General features: G+C 67.7%; 15 protein-coding genes. 8 read left to right on the top strand and 7 right to left on the bottom strand.

The annotated features are described in order from the left end of the window. Nucleotides 1-15: 15 nt before the first annotated feature. Nucleotides 16-978: a malate dehydrogenase gene (gene mdh / locus SGRAN_RS04675; protein ID WP_067107167.1), complete on the bottom strand. Its 963-nt coding sequence runs from the start codon at nucleotides 976-978 to the stop codon at nucleotides 16-18. Between the two features lie 402 nt (nucleotides 979-1380). On the opposite strand from mdh, the gene SGRAN_RS04670 reads away from it, so the two are divergent. Beyond that, entirely contained in the window at nucleotides 1381-2424 is a 1044-nt protein-coding gene (locus SGRAN_RS04670) for a polysaccharide deacetylase family protein (RefSeq protein WP_067181059.1), read from the top strand. Here the strand turns inward: SGRAN_RS04670 and zapE are convergent. From zapE to SGRAN_RS04655, 3 genes are read right to left on the bottom strand one after another with little or no spacing between them, the layout of a single operon-like run. Next, nucleotides 2374-3516 (bottom strand): cell division protein ZapE, encoded by a 1143-nt coding sequence (zapE, locus tag SGRAN_RS04665; RefSeq protein ID WP_067181056.1) that lies wholly within the window; start codon nucleotides 3514-3516, stop codon nucleotides 2374-2376. The two genes, SGRAN_RS04670 and zapE, sit on opposite strands and share 51 nt — an antisense overlap. A 34-nt stretch (nucleotides 3517-3550) precedes the next feature. Then, nucleotides 3551-4042, bottom strand: coding sequence for a PaaI family thioesterase (locus tag SGRAN_RS04660; protein ID WP_082737069.1), 492 nt, complete (start codon nucleotides 4040-4042; stop codon nucleotides 3551-3553). Nucleotides 4043-4088: 46 nt separating this feature from the next. Beyond that, nucleotides 4089-4871, bottom strand: a complete 783-nt coding sequence (locus SGRAN_RS04655; protein WP_067107158.1) for a succinate dehydrogenase iron-sulfur subunit — start codon at nucleotides 4869-4871, stop codon at nucleotides 4089-4091. A 142-nt stretch (nucleotides 4872-5013) separates the two neighbouring features. Between SGRAN_RS04655 and SGRAN_RS04650 the strand changes: the two genes are divergently transcribed. The 5 genes from SGRAN_RS04650 (at nucleotide 5014) to SGRAN_RS04630 (ending at nucleotide 9929) form a co-directional block, all read left to right on the top strand. Then, nucleotides 5014-6546: a lipopolysaccharide biosynthesis protein gene (locus tag SGRAN_RS04650; RefSeq protein ID WP_067181053.1), complete on the top strand. Its 1533-nt coding sequence runs from the start codon at nucleotides 5014-5016 to the stop codon at nucleotides 6544-6546. Between the two features lie 12 nt (nucleotides 6547-6558). Further along, complete coding sequence (locus tag SGRAN_RS04645) at nucleotides 6559-7251, top strand: HAD family hydrolase (RefSeq protein ID WP_067107149.1); 693 nt, start codon at nucleotides 6559-6561, stop codon at nucleotides 7249-7251. Between the two features lie 65 nt (nucleotides 7252-7316). Further along, on the top strand, nucleotides 7317-8429 hold the full coding sequence (locus SGRAN_RS04640) for a glycosyltransferase (protein ID WP_067181051.1): 1113 nt from the start codon (nucleotides 7317-7319) through the stop codon (nucleotides 8427-8429). Next, a complete protein-coding gene (locus SGRAN_RS04635) occupies nucleotides 8422-9504 on the top strand; it encodes a CDP-alcohol phosphatidyltransferase family protein (RefSeq protein ID WP_082737067.1) in 1083 nt (360 codons plus the stop codon). The genes SGRAN_RS04640 and SGRAN_RS04635 overlap by 8 nt, the downstream gene beginning before the upstream one ends. Then, on the top strand, nucleotides 9501-9929 hold the full coding sequence (locus tag SGRAN_RS04630; protein ID WP_067181046.1) for an HIT family protein: 429 nt from the start codon (nucleotides 9501-9503) through the stop codon (nucleotides 9927-9929). Before SGRAN_RS04635 ends, SGRAN_RS04630 begins: the two co-directional genes overlap by 4 nt. On the opposite strand, the gene SGRAN_RS04625 is transcribed toward SGRAN_RS04630, so the two are convergent. The 3 genes from SGRAN_RS04625 to SGRAN_RS04615 are packed head-to-tail and all read right to left on the bottom strand — an operon-like array spanning nucleotide 9917 to nucleotide 12445. Then, nucleotides 9917-10681, bottom strand: a complete 765-nt coding sequence (locus SGRAN_RS04625) for a phosphocholine cytidylyltransferase family protein (protein ID WP_067181043.1) — start codon at nucleotides 10679-10681, stop codon at nucleotides 9917-9919. The genes SGRAN_RS04630 and SGRAN_RS04625 overlap by 13 nt on opposite strands. A gap of 55 nt (nucleotides 10682-10736) precedes the next feature. After that, nucleotides 10737-11519 (bottom strand): nucleotidyltransferase family protein, encoded by a 783-nt coding sequence (locus SGRAN_RS04620; RefSeq protein WP_067181041.1) that lies wholly within the window; start codon nucleotides 11517-11519, stop codon nucleotides 10737-10739. After that, complete coding sequence (locus SGRAN_RS04615) at nucleotides 11516-12445, bottom strand: alpha/beta hydrolase (RefSeq protein WP_067181038.1); 930 nt, start codon at nucleotides 12443-12445, stop codon at nucleotides 11516-11518. Before SGRAN_RS04615 ends, SGRAN_RS04620 begins: the two co-directional genes overlap by 4 nt. A 113-nt stretch (nucleotides 12446-12558) precedes the next feature. Between SGRAN_RS04615 and SGRAN_RS04610 the strand changes: the two genes are divergently transcribed. Together SGRAN_RS04610 and SGRAN_RS04605 are read left to right on the top strand one after the other, a co-directional pair. After that, on the top strand, nucleotides 12559-13389 hold the full coding sequence (locus tag SGRAN_RS04610) for a diacylglycerol/lipid kinase family protein (protein WP_067181036.1): 831 nt from the start codon (nucleotides 12559-12561) through the stop codon (nucleotides 13387-13389). Then, on the top strand, nucleotides 13386-14234 hold the full coding sequence (locus SGRAN_RS04605) for a metallophosphoesterase family protein (protein WP_067181035.1): 849 nt from the start codon (nucleotides 13386-13388) through the stop codon (nucleotides 14232-14234). Before SGRAN_RS04610 ends, SGRAN_RS04605 begins: the two co-directional genes overlap by 4 nt. The last annotated feature ends 46 nt before the right edge of the window (nucleotides 14235-14280 follow it).

Here is a 14280-nt window from a genome sequence, read left to right as displayed (position 1 = left end):
GCGGGGCGTCGGGACTCAGGCCAGGCTCGGCTCCAGACCCTTGCACGCGACCAGCAGCTCCTGGACCGCGTGGACCGATTTGTCGAAGTTCGCCTTCGCGCCTTCGTTCAGCGCGATCTCGACGACGCGCTCGACGCCGTTCGCCCCGATCACCACCGGCACGCCGACATAGAGGTCGTCGACGCCGTACTGGCCGGTCAGATGCGCGGCGCAGGGCAGCAGGCGCTTCTTGTCCTTGAGATAGCTCTCGGCCATCGCGATCGCGCTCGTCGCGGGGGCATAATAGGCCGAGCCGTTGCCGAGGAGCTGGACGATCTCGCCGCCGCCCGAACGGGTGCGCGCGACGATCGCGTCGATCCGCTCCTGCGTCGACCAGCCCATCTTGATCAGGTCGGGAACCGGGATGCCGGCGACGGTCGAATATTCGATGACCGGAACCATCGTGTCGCCGTGGCCGCCGAGCACGAATGCCGTGACGTCCTCGACCGAGACGTTGAATTCTTCAGCCAGGAAGTGGCGGAAGCGGGCCGAATCGAGCACGCCGGCCATGCCGACGACCTTGTTGTGCGGCAGCCCCGAGAATTCGCGCAGCGCCCACACCATCGCGTCGAGCGGATTGGTGATGCAGATGACGAAGGCGTCGGGAGCGTTGGCCTTGATGCCCTCGCCGACCGCCTTCATGACCTTGAGGTTGATGCCGAGCAGGTCGTCGCGGCTCATCCCCGGCTTGCGCGGCACGCCCGCGGTGACGATGACGACGTCGGCGCCGGCGATGTCGGCATAATCGCTCGTGCCCTTGAGCCCCGCATCATAGCCCTCGACCGGTCCCGCCTGTGCGAGGTCGAGCGCCTTGCCCTTGGGCATGCCTTCGGCAATGTCGAAGAGGACGATGTCGCCCATTTCCTTCATGGCGGCGAGGTGGGCGAGCGTGCCCCCGATCATCCCGGCTCCGACCAAAGCGATCTTCTTGCGTCCCATGGCGCGCGGCACTCCCTTCTGGCAAGCCCGGCAATGCGGTTCACGGACCGGCGGGGCACGGGCCATTGCCGCATGCCGGTCCCAAGACTCGCGCCGCCCCTACGCTGATTCCCCAGGCGAAACAACCGCGAAAAGCACGAATAACCGGGTTTTTCTGCAAACAGTTCGCAATATCATTATGAGGAATGAGGCGGTTTGGAGGTCCGCGATGGCGCGGCCGGAACGCATCGCGTCCGGGGCGCGTTCGTCGGGGAAAGCGGCGCCCTCCCGGATCGCGTGAAACCGATGGAGCGGGCGAAGGGGAAAGCCGGCGGAGGCACGCCGACGATCCCGCATTTCCGGCAGGAATCCCGGACCGGCGATTAACCCTCCTTTACCCCCTGTACGCTAGGGTCCCCGCCGATGACGCGGGCAATCATCAGTTTCGACACCGAACTTTCCGCCGGGCTCCACCAGCGGGGGGTCGACGCGCGCGCCAATTTCGAAAGCTCGATCCTCGGTCGCTGCCGCGAAGGCGACTTCGGCATCCTGTTCCAGATGGACATGCTCGAACGCCACGGCCTGAAGGGCGTCTTCTTCGTCGACCCGATGCCCGCGCTGGTTCATGGCCCGCGGATCGTCGAGGCGATCGTCGAGCCGATTCTTCGGCGCGGCCACGAGGTACAACTGCACATCCACACCGAATGGCTGCAGTTCGCGCCGTTCAATCCGGCGGGGCGGCAGACGGGACGCAACATCGCCGATTTCCCCCTGCCGGCGCAGAAGAAGCTGATCGCCCTCGCCCGCGACATATTGATGCGCGCCGGGGCGCCGCGGCCGGTTGCCTTCCGCGCCGGAAACTTCGGCGCCAACGATGACACGCTGCGCGCGGTCGCCGCGCTCGGCTTTCGCTACGACAGCAGCTTCAACGGCGCCTATCGGGATCATGGCTGCGCGATCACGCTCGACCCGGCGAACATGGGCATGCGGTTTCACCACGGTGTCTGCGAGGTTCCGGTCAGCGGACTGATGGAAGGCAGCGGCCGCTTTCGCCCCGCTCAGCTCTGCGCGATGTCCGAGGAGGAAATGCGCGACGCGCTCGACCATGCGGCGGAAAGCGGCGCGATCCAGTTCTCGGCTTTCAGCCACAGTTTCGAATTGCTGAGCCGCGACCGCGCGGTGCCCAATTGGCTGGCGGTCGCGCGGATGGAAGCACTGTGCCGGGCCGTCGCCGACGATCCGCAAATCACGAATGGCGGCTTTGCGACGCTGCCGCTGCCGCCACCGCGCCCCGGGCGGATCGAGGTCGCCGCGCCACGCCCGCTGCGGACCGCGCGCCGCGTCGTCGAGCAGGCGTTCGGCCATCTGGCGCACGAGGTCCGCTACGTCCGCAACGTCGCCTATGTCGCCATCAACTCATCGCGTTGGGGCAAGATCGTCGGCGGCATCATCCTGGCCATGGCCTAGAGCCAGATAATCGTCCGACTGCATTTCGGCGAGACGGCTTGCCGTGCGTTCGAACTCGAAGGCGCCGTCGCCGGCGACGTAGAGCTGATCGGGCTCGGCCGCGGCGCTCGCCAGCAGCTTGACCTTATATTCGTAGAGCGCGTCGACCAGCGTCACGAAGCGCGCCGCCTCGTTGCGATTTTCCGGCCCCATGCGCGGAATGCCGACGATGATCACCGTGTGGAAATGGCGCGCGACTGCCAGATAGTCGGACGCGCCCCGCGCCTCTGCGCACAGCCGCTTGAAGGAGAAGACGGCGACGCCCTTCAACGCCTTCGGCACGTGCAGCAACCGCCCGCCGCCGACATCGAGGTCGAGCGAGGGGACGTGCGCGCGATCCTCCGGCGGATAGTCGGTGAGGCGGAAGAAGGCGGCCGACAGCGCCTCGGTCGCCGCCGCATCGGCAGGCACGAACCAGCGCTTGCCGTCGCCCAGCCGATGCCGGCGATAATCGGTCGGGCCGTTCAGGCTCATCACGTCGAGTTTCGCCTCGATCAACGCAACGAATGGCAGAAAATGCTCGCGGTTGAGCCCGTTCTTGTAGAGATCGGACGGCGGCCGGTTCGATGTCGCGACCACGGTCACGCCATGCCCGATCAGCGCCGTGAACAGCCGCGAGAGGATCATCGCGTCGGCGCTGTTGTTCACCACCATCTCGTCGAAGGCGAGACAGCGGACATCCTCGACCAGCGCCGCCGCCACCTGCGGGATGGGGTCGCCGCTCTCGCTCTTGCGCACCTCGCGCATCCGCGCGTGCACCTCCAGCATGAAGGCGTGGAAATGGACCCGCCGCTTTCGCCGGATCGCCAGCCGGTCATAGAAGAGGTCCATCAGCATCGACTTGCCGCGCCCGACCGCGCCCCACAGATAGACGCCGCGCGGCGCCTCCGGCCTGCGACCGGCGATCCGCCAGAGCAGGCTGCCGCGCGGCGGCGCGGCCTCCAGTTCCTGTTGCAGCCGGGCCAGCCGTCCCGCGGCGGCGCGCTGTTCGGGATCGGGCTTCAGTTCGCCATCGGCGACGAGCCCGTCATAGGCAGCGAGCAGGTCGGTCATGCGGAACGGCAGTTCCCGATCACGGCCGCGCCCGTCATTTGCGGCTCGCCTTGCGGATCGTTCCGGCGAAGCTGAGCACGATATGCGCATCGTCTTCGCCCTGGACGACAAGCCCACGCAGGAAGACCAGCCGCCCCGTCTCGCGCACCAGTTCGACCAGCGCGTCCATCGGTTCACCGACCCGGCCGGCGCCGACGAACTGCGTCGACAGGTCGAGCGTCACCGAATGCCCCGCGTCGAGCGCGCCGAACTGATGCGAGGCCGCGAACAGCGCGATGTCGACGAGCGCCAGGCTGACCGCGCCATGAACATTGTCACCGAGATTACTGTGCTTGCGCGTCGGATGCATCCGCACGCGGGCGCGCGGCCGTCCGTCGGGCGTCAGCCCTTCCGTCCGGACCGCAAGCGGTTCGATAAAGGCGTTGAAGCGGCTCGGGTCCTTGATATTCCAGCTTATCCAGCCGTCCGCGAGTTCCTCGGCGGTGAAATTCTCGCGGCGCTTCGGTTCCTCGATGCCGTCGTTCACATCCGCACTTTCGAGAAATGGGGGCGCAGGCCGACGCCAGCCAACGTCAAACCTGCCGCTCGATTTCCAGCTTCTTGATCTCGGCGATCGCACGCGCCGGACTGAGCCCCTTGGGGCAGGCGTTGGCGCAATTCATGATCGTGTGGCAACGATAGAGGCGGAAGGGATCCTCGAGTTCGTCGAGCCGCTCGCCGGTATATTCGTCGCGGCTGTCGGCGAGCCAGCGATAGGCCTGGAGCAGGATCGCGGGGCCGAGGAACTTGTCGCTGTTCCACCAATAGCTGGGGCAGCTCGTCGAGCAGCAGGCGCACAGGATGCACTCGTACAACCCGTCGAGCTTCTCACGCTCCTCGGGCGACTGGAGCCGTTCCTTGCCGCTGGGCGTCGTCGACTTGGTCTTCAGCCACGGCTCGATCGAGGCATATTGGGCATAGAAATGGGTGAAGTCGGGGACGAGGTCCTTGATCACGTCCATCGCCGGCAGCGGGGTGATCGTGATGTCGCCCTTCAGATCCTCGATCGCGGTGGTGCAGGCGAGGCCATTCTTGCCGTTGAGGTTCATCGAGCAGCTTCCGCAGATGCCCTCGCGGCACGAGCGGCGGAAGGTCAGCGTCGAATCCTGCTCGCTCTTCATCTTGATCAGGGCGTCGAGCACCATCGGACCGCAGGTGTCGAGGTCGATCTCGAAGGTGTCGAAATGCGGATTCTCCCCCTTGTCGGGGTCGTAGCGATAGACCTTGAATTTCTTGACGTTGGTCGCGCCCTCGGCCTTGTGGACCGTGCCGCCCTTGTGGATGCGGCTGTTCTTGGGCAGGCGAAATTCGGCCATGTCGCGGGCTCCCTGATGCAGTCGGGGTCCGACTAGACCCGATTGGCGGAGTCGGCAAGGGGTGAGGCGGCAATTAAGCCCGCGGCTGCGGAGGAGGGGTTTCGGCTTCCTTCCGTTCCCGACTATCGCTAGGGGCGCACCGATGAGCGAAGAACCCGCCGCCGCTCCCGCCGTGACCAGCCGCCATGTCGCGCGCGGACTGGGGACGACGGTGCTCGCACGACTGGGCGGGGTGATCGAGATCGTCGCCCAGCCGCTCTATGTCCTGATGTTCGGCCTCGCCGGCTATGGGCTCTATGCGGTGCTGTGGGCGGCGGTCAATCTGCTCGAGAATATCTGCGACGCCGGCATGACGAACGCGCTGCAGCGCACCGTGCCGCAGTCGGCGAGCGAAGCCGAAGCCGCTGCGGCGCTGCGCACCGCAATGCTGTTCGGCGTCGTGCCGTGCCTGGTCGTCGCGGCATTGATCGCGACCTTCGCCGCCGACCTGGCGCCGCTGCTCAACGTCGCCGAGCGCGACCGGCCGCTCGTCGTGCCCGCGATCCAGCTGTTCGTCTGGGCACTGCCGCTGTGGGCCTTCGTCGAGATCGCGACGAGCGCGATGCGCGCGCGCATGGTATTCGGCGCCGAGATCCGCCTCCGCATCGTCTGGGAGCAGATTCTGCGGCTGGTGTTCGCGGGGCTGTTCTTCGCGGGCGGACTCGGGCTCAAGGGCCTGTTCATCGCGCACCTCTGTTCGCTCGCCGTGACCGCCTTGCTGTGCGTCCGCCTGCTGGCGCGCTATTATGATTTCGCCGAACTGCGGCGCGGGGGACGCGGCAGCACGGCCGAGCGCGACACCTTGCGGGCGGGGCTGTCGATCCTGCCGTCGAACATCATCGGGCGGCTGTTCGGCGATGCGCCCGCGCTGATCCTCAACCTTCTGCTTCCCGGTGCGGCGGGCGCGGCAGCGGCGGGGCTGTTCACCATCGCGCGCAAGCTGTCGAGCGTCGTCCAGCTCGTCCGCATCGCCTTCTCCTATGTGCTCGCGCCGCTTGCCGCGAGCGCGGAGCGCGCCGACCGCGCGCAGGTCGCCGACATCTACGCCTATGCGACGCGGCTGATCTTTGCGATCGCGCTGCCGCTCGCTGCAGTGCTCGCCGCGGGCAGTTCGTCGCTGCTCAGTCTGTTTGGGGCGCAAGCGCATGTCGCGCAGGCCGCCGTCGTGATCCTGCTGTTCGCGCGCGCTTTCGAGGCGGTGCTCGGCATCTCGCTGCCGGTGCTTCAGGTCGTCGCCGCCTTTCGCCACCAGCTTGTCGCGGGCCTGTTCGGGCTGGCGATCGCAGTCGGCGCGGGCTGGGTCATCGTCGGGCATCTGGACCCGCTCACCGGCGTCACCCTGGCCATGTCGATCGGCCTCGTCGCGATGGCGGGAATTCCCATGACCCAACTCGCGATCAGCGAGAAGCTGCACCCGTTCGATTCCCGGTTCCCCACCGTCGCCCTGCACGGGATCGCGATCACAGTCGCGGCGGGCGGCGCGGCGCTGCTCGCCGCGCAGCTGCCGGATCCGGTCGCCCTGCCCCTGATCGCCCTGATTGCGGCCGCATCGATCTGGGCCGCCCTGCGCTTCGCCCTGCCGCTCGCCGACCGGGCGTCGCTGGGCAAGACCGGGCGCCGACTGCGGCTGTTTTGAAAGCCCCAAGCCATGACCTCGCCCACCCCCGTCCGTATCGCAATCTACGACCTCGACCGCACCGTGCTGCGCAAGCCGACCTTCACGCTGTTCCTGCTGTGGGCAGCCGCGCGCGTCGCGCCGTGGCGGCTGCTGGCGCTGCCAGTGCTGCTGCTTCTATTGGCGGGGGCCGGATTGAAACTGTTCGGGCGCGACCGATTCAAGCCTGCCGCAATCCGGCTGATGCTGGGAAAGCGGATTTCCACCGCGCGCGCGGCCGATCTGGCACAGCGCTTCGCCGCTTGGCGCGTGCCGGCCGATGTTCCGCCCGGAGCCGCGGCGGCGATAGCGCGCGACCGGGCGGAGGGATATCGCCTGCTGCTCGCCACCGCTGCGCCCGAATTCTATGCGGAGGCCATCGGCGCGGCACTCGGATTCGACGGCGTGGTCGCGACGCGGCACTTGCGTGAAGCCGACGGCGCGTGGCTGCCGACGATCGACGGAACCAACTGCTATGGGGCCGAAAAGGCCCGGCGGATCGAAAAATGGCTCGCCGAACATGCGGGTCCGGGCCGGCGCCGGCTGCGCTTCTATTCGGACCACGCCAGCGACGCGCCCAGCTTCGCGCTGGCCGAGGAACGCTATGCCGTCGGACGAAGCCGCAAACTGGCACGGCAGGCGCGCGAACATGGATGGACGCTGGTCGACTTCTCACGCCCGGCTTGAACGCGTCCAATGGCTCTAGTAGGACCCCCCGACGGCATCGGCCGGTTTGCGCAAAGGACCCCGGCTTGGCCTTCATAACACTCGTAGCCTATGCTGCGGATCAGGGCGGAACGACGCGCGTGCTGAACCATCTCGCCAACGGCTTCGCGGAAGCCGGGCACCGGGTGGCCATCCTCTATTGCACCTCGGCAGGCCAGGCTCCCGATCTGGAAGACATGCCGCGCCCGGGCGTCGAAAGCCATGCGCTCGCCGACCGCCGCCAGCGCAGCCGGGCGCTGGGACAGATCGTCACCTTCCTTTCCTATCGCCGCTGGTTGCGCAAGCATCGTCCCGACATCGTGCTGGCGACCGGAAACAATATCAACTGGTTCGCGGCGCTGGGCGTGATTTCAGCCAAAACGCACGCGCGCTATTACATCAAGACGACGAACCCGATCGTCCGCCAGTCGGACGGCGCCGTCGCCGGCCGTCTGCGGCGTGCGGTCTATGGCCTGATCTTTCGCCGTGCCGCCGGGGTATTGACGCTGAGCGATGCGGAAACGACGCTGCTCCGGAAGCAATTTCCGGCTGCAGGTGACCGGTTCCATATGGTGCACAATGCCTATCTGACCGATGCCTTTGCCGCGCCCGAGCGCGAAGGGCGCGCAGATGGCCCGATCCTGTTGCTCGGCGCCGGCCGACTGACCGCGCAAAAGCGTTTCGACCGGCTGCTGCGGGCTTTTGCCGCCGCCAACCCTCGCGACGCGCGGTTGCGCATCGCGGGCGACGGTCCGCAGCGCGCGGCCCTCGCCGCCCTTGCCGCCGATCTCGGCGTGGCGGATCGGGTGGAGATGATCGGCTATACACCGGACATGCCGGCGCAGATGGCCGCCGCCGACCTGTTTGTCCTGTCCTCGGATTACGAAGGACTGCCCGCGGTGGTGATCGAGGCCCTGGCATCCAACCTTCCGGTCGTCAGCACCGATTGCTTCGCCAGCGCACGCGAACTGCTGGCCGACCTGCCCGGGTGCGCGACAGTCGAGCGGTCGACGGAAGCGCTGAGCGATGCGCTGCGGAAATGGCTCGAGGCACCGCCCCCGCGCACCGATCTCAGGCGTTTCGCGCTTCCCTATACAACAGCCAATGCCGTCGCGAGCCACCTGGCCGCGATGGGTGAGGGACAGGACAATCATGGGTGACATATCCGCGCTGCGCCTGATCGGCGACAATACCACGCCGATCTGGGGAATGAGCAACGCCGAGCGCGTCCGACGGCTCGCCGTCAAGCGCGCCATCGCCGAACGGATCGCACCGGGCGAGGCGCTGTACGTCAATCTTGCCTTTGCTTTCGATCCGACGCTGATCGACGAGGCGATCAAGCGCCCGGGCGTCGCGCTGACCATCGGCGGCGAACTGGTGCTGGGCGTCTTGCCGGACGGCACCGACCCCTTGCGGCTCGACGGGATCGAACGGTTGCCGCTGGAGAACCGCAGCTTTTACAACGAGCAGCTTCGCAAGCTGGAAACGCCGTTTGCCGAGCGGCTGACGCCGGAAAGAAGCCGGGCCATCGAACGGCAAAGCTATTTCGGCGCCTACAAGGGCGTGACCGACCTGCTTACCAAATATCTGTGGCCCGAACTCGCGCTGTGGCTGACGCGGATCGCGGCCCGACTGGGCATGACGCCCAACATGGTGACCGCAATCGGTGCGGCGCTGTGCGTCTATGCCACCGTCCTGTTCGCGCAGGGGCAGTATTGGACGGGGATGCTGGCGGGATTCATCTTCATGGTGCTCGACACGGTCGACGGAAAGCTTGCGCGCTGCACCATCACCTCGTCCAAATGGGGCAATGTCGCCGATCATGGCGTCGACCTGATCCACCCGCCTTTCTGGTGGTATTTCTGGGGCGTCGGCCTTTCCGCCTGGGGGCTTGCCCTGTCGAGCCAGGCGTTTCTGCTGGTCATGGTCGCGGTGATCGCGGGCTATATCCTCCAGCGCGTGATCGAGGGGCTGTTCATCAAGGATTTCGGCATGGACATCCATGTCTGGCAGACATTCGACAGCCGCTTTCGCCTGATCACCGCGCGCCGCAACCCGAACATGGCGATCCTTTTCGTCGCGACGCTCGCCGGCCGGCCCGACATCGGCCTGATCGCGCTTGCCTGGTGGACGGTCATCTCGCTGGTCGTCCATGCGGTGCGGCTCGCCCAGGCCTATCGGATGCGCCGATCCGGGCGCCCGATCGTCAGTTGGATGGAGGAGGCCGCGCCATGAACGCAACCATAGAGAAATTCGGCTATCCGGCGACGCTGATCGCCGAGTTCGACCATTGGCTCGTCCTGCTGCGCCCCGCCCAGCCGACGCTCGGTTCGCTGGTGCTGGCGGCAAAGTCCGACGCGACCGCCTTCGGCGACCTGCCCGCTGCCGCCCATGCGGAGCTCAAGACCGTGACGGTCGCCATCGAATCGGCGCTGACCGCCGCCGTGGGCTATGCGAGAATCAACTATCTGATGCTGATGATGGTCGACCCGCACGTCCACTTCCACGTCCTGCCCCGCTACGAGGGCGAACGATCCGCGGCGGGCGTGGCCGCCGTCGACGCTGGTTGGCCCGGCCAGCCCGATCTCGGTAAGGCAGTGAAGCTGGACGACGGGCAGGTCGCGGCGCTCGCCGCCTGGCTCAAGCCCTATTTCGCGTAGCGTCCCTCGGTCGCCCAGCGGGCGGTCAGCGCATCGGCCGCCTCGACGTCCTGCGGGAAATCGACCTCCTGCCAGTCGAGGCCCTCGATCGACACGGTGCCGACGCGATTGCCCTTGGCGATGATGTCGATCGCCCGCAGATACCAACGCTCGACGCCGTCGGGGGTGCGCATCATCTGGTCGACCTGGTTGCGAAAGATCGCGGGGCCGTCGTCGACGAACGCCAGCATGCCGATCGATTCGGCATTGGTATCGGGGGGCAACAGCCGCTTGCCGACCGCATGAAGTCGTCCCTCGGCGTCGCGCGTCACCTTCATGTCGTCGTCGTCATAGGCGTCCTTGACGTCGACGGTGACGGTGATCGGTTCGCTCGCACCGGCGATCAGCCGGGCCACGATCTCGTCGGACACGATGGTATCGCCGTTGAGGATGATGAAATCCCGGTCCATCTCCCCGCGCGCGATCCAGCAGGTGCCCAGATTGTCGGCGACCTGAAAGAAGGGATTGAACAGGGTGCGGACGCGCGCGCCGGTATCGCGATAGAGTTCCAGTGCGTGATCCTCGACCCGCTCGGTCCGGAATCCCGTCACGACGACGATATCCTCGACGCCATTGGCGGCGAGTGCCGCGACCTGCCAGCCGAGCAGGCTGCGCCCGTTGAACTCGATCAGGCATTTGGGCAGGTCGCGGGTCAGCGGCAGCAGCCGCGATCCCTGCCCGGCGGACAGGATGATGGCTTTCTTGATGCTCATGGCCGTCGCCCTAGAACCGCTTGGCGCCGGTTGCCACAAAAAGCGACCGCAGCGTTCAGCGGCGCGCGGCGAGAATCCGCTCGATCAGTTCGATGTCGGCAGGCTTGTCGGCGTCGATGCACGCCTCGCCTTCCGCCATCGGCACAACCTTCGCCTTCAGCCCGAAGCGCCGCCCGGCGCGCGCGACGCCCTGCTGGATCGTGAAGAGCCGCAGCAGCGCCCCGATCAACAGCCACGGGCCGAAGGCGGCGACGATCTTCAATCCTTTCTTGCGATCGCGCTCGATGCGGCTCCAGAAATCGAGCAACGGCAGCACGCGCCGACCGCGCAGGCGGAACAGGTTCGCCCCCGACCACCAGCCGCCGCGAAATTTGAGCCACGTCCGCTTCGATTCGGGATAGCGTGCCAGCAGCACCCGGCGCTCGACCATCGCGACCGCGACATCGCTGTCCTCCGCGCCGGTCAGGAAGGCGGCGATCATCGCGGGGGTCAGCAGCACATTGTCGGCGGTCGTCACCAGCACCGGCGCGTCGCCCTCCGGCAGCGCGGCGGCAAGCGAGGCGCTGATCCCCTGTCCCGAGTCCGCGAAATGCAGGTCGGCGAACCCCGCGAGCCCCGGCTCCGCCGCCAGTTCGGCGCTGGCCTGTGCGAGGATGGTGATCGGCCCGACCAGCGGCGAGGCGCGCAGCGCCGCGACGACATGGACGAGCATCGGCTGGCCCGCGATCGGCAGCAGCGCCTTGGTCGACACGCCGCTTCCGGTCAGCAGCGGATCGGGGCCGGGGCGACTGCCCGCGAGAAGGATGGCGGGGATGGGAACCGGATGCGCGGCGGTCATCGGGCGGCATCCTCTGCCGGCGCGATGCGGCGTCCGGTGACGCCACGCAGGAAATCGCTCGCGTCTGCCAGCACCGGCGCCTTGCCCCGGAAGGCCGCCGCCAGTGCCGTGACAATCCCGATATGCCCGATGCCGGGATAAAGCCGCAAAGTGACGGAGCCGCCCGCCTTCTCGATTGCGGCGGCCAGATTGCGACTGTTGTGCGGACGCACCGTGCGATCCTGGTCGCCGCTCGCCAGCCACAGCGGTGGCGCATCGCCGCGCACCTGTGCGATCGGTTGCGTCCGCTCGGGCGGGCGAATCTTGCCCATCGCCTTGTCGGCCATGCCGCCCTTTTCGAACGGCAGGAAATCATAGGGGCCGGCGAGGCCCACTACCCCGCGGATCACCGATGCGTCGCTTCCTGCGCCGCGCATCCATTGCGGGTCGAGCGCAAGCATCACCGCATTATAGGCGCCCGCCGAATGCCCCATCAGCGCAATACGGTCGGGGTCTCCGCCGAGATCGCCGATATAATCGCGCGTCCAGGCGACCGCGGCGGCGGCATCCTCCAGGAAATCGGGCCAATGCGCCTTGGGCGTCAGCCGATAGTCGGGAATCACCGCGACGAACCCCTCGCCGGCAAGCGCGCGGGCGACGAAACCATGGCTCTCGCGCTCGCCGCTGCTCCAGCCGCCGCCATAGAAGAAGACAACGACCGGCAGCCGGTCGCCGCGCTCCGTGCCCTCCGGCACCCAGATGTCGAGCAGTTGGCGCGGTCCGCGGCCATAGGGCTGGCCGGCCAGCAACCGCCGCGCGGCGCGCGCGCCTTTACCAAGCAATTTGTCGGCAAGGTCGAGCGCCTTCGTCCCGTGGGAGACGGCCGCCTTTGCGCCGCCACCGAACAGCAGGACGAGCAGCCCGATGAGGAGGAGGACCTTGATCAATCGTCGCCTTTCCATCGCGGCGCCTGCGCAGGCCCCCGCACCTACAGGGCCGCGCGCCGCCGAACAAGCACCGAGCGCCGCCACCATTTGCGCGCTCGTGCGTAGAATGCGGCATGACCCGCGCCTTCCACCGCCCCGCCCTCATCTGCAACAGCCAGAGCGGCAGCTACGACGAAGCCGTGCACCGGCAACTGGTCGACGCCTGCCGCGCGGCCGGTGTCCCGCTCGCCGCCACCGTCGCGCTGCCCGACGACGACCTGCCCGATGCGGAGGCATTGCGCGCGCAGGACATCGATCTGCTGGCCGTGTGGACCGGCGACGGGACGATCAATGCCGCCGCGACGCGATGCGCGGGCTGGCCGGGCGCGGTCCTGCCGCTGCCCGGCGGAACGCTGAACCTGCTGTCCAAGCAATTGCACGGCGACCGGCCCGCGGCCGACATCCTGACCGATGCGCTGGGCGGAAAGGGGCGGCGCGCACCCATTCCGACCGTCCGGTCGGCAACGCGCGAGGCGTTCATCACCGTCGTCGCCGGGCCCGCGACGCGCTGGGCCGAGGTACGCGAGACGATGCGCCAGCAAGGGCTGATCGAGGCAAGCCGCGACGCGCCCGATGCGATCGACGCGATGCTGAACGCCCCCGGCGTGCGGATCGGCGGCGATGGAAAGAGCTATCCGGCGATCGTCCTGACTCCAACGCGCCGCGGTCTTCGCGCCGACGGCGTGATAATCGACGGGTCGGCCGACGTGCTGCGGCACGGTCTCGCGTGGCTCGGCGGCGATTTCCGCGACGGACCGAGCGAGGACCTCGCGCAGGGCGAAACGATCGTCCTCGAAAGCGAAAGCCCGATCAGTCTCGAATATGACGGCGAGCTCGACGAGATCGCCGCCCCCGCGCGCTTCGCGATCGGACAGAGCGCGGTCGACTTCATCGCGACGGCATGACGCGCCTCTTCCATATCAGCGACCTGCATTTCGGGCTGGAGGATCGCGATGCGCTGGCCTGGTTCCGCGACTGCGTGCGGCGCGAACGCCCCGATGCGGTGCTGATCACCGGCGACCTGACGATGCGTGCGCGAAGCCGCGAATTCGCCGCCGCGTGCGACTGGATCGCGGCGCTCGACCTGCCGGTGACGGTCGAGGTCGGCAACCACGATCTGCCCTATTTCAATCCCATCGCGCGCGCCTTTCGCCCCTATGCGCGCATCGGGCGGATTCGTGCGCTGGTCGAACGCGAACTCGATCTCGCCGGCGTCTCGGTCGTGCCGCTCAAGACCACGGCGCGCGCGCAGTGGCGGCTCGACTGGTCGAAGGGCTGCGTGACCCCGCGCGCGCTCGACAGGACGCTCGCCGCGATCGACTCGCTGCCGAATAGCGCGGTCGTCCTCGTCACCGCGCACCACCCACTTGTCGAGGCGGGAACGAAGGGACGCGCGCTGACGCGGGGCGGCGAGGCGGCGCTGACCGCGCTCGCCGCGCGCGGGGTGGCGGCGGTGCTGACCGGCCATGTCCACGACCCCTTCGACCTGATGCGGGAAACCCCCGCGGGTCCGATCCGCATGATCGGCGCGGGCACGCTGTCGCAGCGCATCCGATCGACCCCACCGAGCTTCAACGCCATCACCCTCGATGGCAAGCAGGTCGAGGTGCGCGTCCGCAACCTCGCCCACGTCCCGACCCGCGACATGCAGATAGACGCCGTGCCGCCCGACGCACTGCCGCCGCGCGACGCGGACGAGCCGGTCGCCCCCATCGGCGCGGTGCCGCCGGTCGATCCGCCGGTGCATTGACGCGCGGCCCTATCCCGTTAGGTTGCAAGAAAAAACGGGACGAGGA

It is taken from the genome of Sphingopyxis granuli (assembly GCF_001559015.1).
In the GTDB taxonomy this organism is placed as follows: domain Bacteria; phylum Pseudomonadota; class Alphaproteobacteria; order Sphingomonadales; family Sphingomonadaceae; genus Sphingopyxis; species Sphingopyxis granuli.
Note: the sequence above shows the minus strand (reverse complement) of the source record. Positions and strands in the feature narration are given on the sequence as shown.